General features: G+C 65.2%; 3 protein-coding genes. 2 read left to right on the top strand and 1 reads right to left on the bottom strand.

The annotated features are described in order from the left end of the window. The coding region (gene gcvT, locus VF497_RS07960) for a glycine cleavage system aminomethyltransferase GcvT (protein ID WP_330887439.1) at positions 1-930 on the bottom strand (930 nt) is incomplete at its 3' end. 116 nt (positions 931-1,046) lie between these two features. On the opposite strand from gcvT, the gene VF497_RS07965 reads away from it, so the two are divergent. Then, positions 1,047-2,018, top strand: a complete 972-nt coding sequence (locus VF497_RS07965) for a metallophosphoesterase family protein (RefSeq protein WP_330887441.1) — start codon at positions 1,047-1,049, stop codon at positions 2,016-2,018. Between the two features lie 42 nt (positions 2,019-2,060). Then, positions 2,061-2,426 carry a cupredoxin family copper-binding protein gene (locus VF497_RS07970; protein WP_330887443.1) on the top strand — a complete coding sequence of 122 codons (366 nt, stop codon included), beginning with the start codon at positions 2,061-2,063 and terminating at the stop codon, positions 2,424-2,426. The last annotated feature ends 76 nt before the right edge of the window (positions 2,427-2,502 follow it).

Raw genomic sequence — 2,502 nt, forward strand, 5'->3', positions numbered from 1 at the left:
GCCGGACAGGATTTCGCCATCGCCCTGCGCCGTGGCGACGCGCTGGCCATGGCGCAGCACGCCCTTCTCGTCCATCACCAGGCCGACCAGCGCGCGCGGCACACCGTCGGCCTTCTGTTTTTCGAGCGCGGCGCGACCGATGAAATCGCGGCCCGGTTCGAGCGAGACGGTCCAGGCGAGCCCGGCTTCCCACGGCGTGATCGCCTCGTCCATGTCCTGGCCATAGAGATTCATGCCGGCTTCGAGGCGCAGCGTGTCGCGCGCGCCGAGGCCGGCCGGGGCGACGCCGGCGTCCTTCAACTTGTTCCACAGCGCGACCGCATCGGCTTCGGGAACGATGATTTCGTAGCCGTCCTCGCCCGTGTAGCCGGTGCGCGCAATGAACAATCCATCGCCTTCGATCGCGGCGAACTTGCCGACCTTGGCCGCCGCCTCGCGCGTCGCCGGCGACAGCAGCGACTGCACCTTGGCACGCGCGTTCGGCCCCTGCACGGCGATCATGGCGAGATCCGCGCGCTCGGTCACTTTGACGTCGAACGCCTTGGCCTGCTTTTCGATCCAGGCCAGGTCCTTGTCGTGCGTGGCCGCATTGACGACGACGCGGAAGAAATCCTCGCTGAGGAAATAGACGATCAGATCGTCGATCACGCCGCCCTGCTCGTTGAGCATGCACGAATACAGCGCCTTGCCGCGCGTCTTCAGCTTGTCGACGCTGTTGGCGAACAGGTGGCGCAGGAACTCGCGCGTGCGCGCGCCGTGCAGATCGACCACGGTCATGTGCGAGACGTCGAACATGCCGGCATCGCGGCGCACGGCGTGGTGCTCCTCGATCTGCGAACCGTAGTTGAGCGGCATGTCCCAGCCGCCGAAGTCGACCATCTTCGCGCCGAGCGCGCGGTGGGTCTCGTTGAGAATCGTTTTCTGCGTCATGGCGGGCGCCGGGCGGAAAAATGGGCGCGCATTATCGCATGCCGGGAATAAAACCGTGCCCCAGGCGATCTTGTCGGTCGAGTCCCTTCACTCGCCGCCAGGAAACCGCCATGGAAATGAACGACAAAACCTCGCCTTTAACGTTCGACGACAGCCACGACCCTGCCCGCCGCAAAGCCCTGAGCTGCCTCGCCGCCTGGACCGGCGCCGCCGTGGTCTGGACCGTGACCGGCGGCGTTCCGCGCGCGCTCGGCGCCACCACGGACGGCAAGACCACGGCCGCGGCGAAGAACGCGCTGACCTTCGTCCAGATCAGCGACACCCATATCGGATTCAAGAAGGACGCCAACCCTGACGTGGTCGGCTCGCTGCGCCGCGCGATCGCAGACATCCATGCGTTGCCGCAGGCGCCGGCCTTCGTCGTGCATACGGGCGACGTTAGCCATCTGTCCAAGCCCGACGAGTTCGGCCAGGCGCGCGAGCTGTTCCAGGAACTGAAGGTCGATCGCCTGCACACCGTGCCGGGCGAACACGACACGATCGACGACGGCCTCACCGGCTACCTCAAGTTCTTCGACCACGACGGCAAGGGCAAGGGCTGGTACAGCTTCGACCAGGGCGGCGTGCATTTCATCGGCCTGACGAATACGCTCAACTTCAAGATGGGCACGATGACTTCGCTCGGCGACGAGCAGCTTGCCTGGCTCAAATCGGACCTGGCGCGTGTCTCGCACTCGACTCCGGTCGTCGTGCTCGCCCACATTCCGATGTGGACCGTGTATGCGCAATGGGGTTGGGGCACGGCCGATGCCGACCAGGCGCTCGCGCTGCTGCGTCCGTTCGGATCGGTCACCGTGCTCAACGGACATATCCACCAGGTGCTGCAGAAGGTCGAGGGCAACATCGCCCTGCATACGGCGATGTCGCTCGCCTATCCGCTGCCGACGCCCGGACAGGAAGGCATCGGCGAACCCGGACCGCTCAAGGTACCGGCCGGCGAACTCGGCAAGCGCCTCGGCATCCGCCAGCTCAGTGTCGTGCGCGGCCGGCGCGAACTCGCGCTGATCGACCAACCGCTCGATCGCTGAATGTCCTGCACCCAAACCTTCCCGCTCTGAAGACACATATATATGTACGAACTCATCACCCGCCTAGCGGCGACGCGCACGCGCGCCGCCGCTGCTCTCGCCGCAGTTTTCGCCATCGCGTTCGCCGCGCCGTCGATCTTCGCCGCTGCCGCGGCCGAACCGACCGTCGACATCACCAAGTTTGCTTTCACGCCGAAGGAGATCACGGTCGCGCCAGGCACGAAGATCGTCTGGACCAACCACGACGAGATCCCGCACACGGTCACTGCCACCGACAAGGCCTTCGACTCCAAGGCGCTGGATACCAGCGACCGCTACGAGCATACTTTTTCCACGGAAGGCGACTACGCCTATTTCTGCACGGTACATCCGTTCATGACCGGCGTGGTGCACGTGCGCAAGCAGTAGTAAAACAAGTACCGAGGCTCGATGAAGTGACCACGGCAGCAGCACCCGGCTGGATCGGCGAGCTCGCGTTGCGCCA

Origin of the sequence: Rudaea sp. (assembly GCF_036383415.1) — a bacterium.
In the GTDB taxonomy this organism is placed as follows: domain Bacteria; phylum Pseudomonadota; class Gammaproteobacteria; order Xanthomonadales; family Rhodanobacteraceae; genus Rudaea.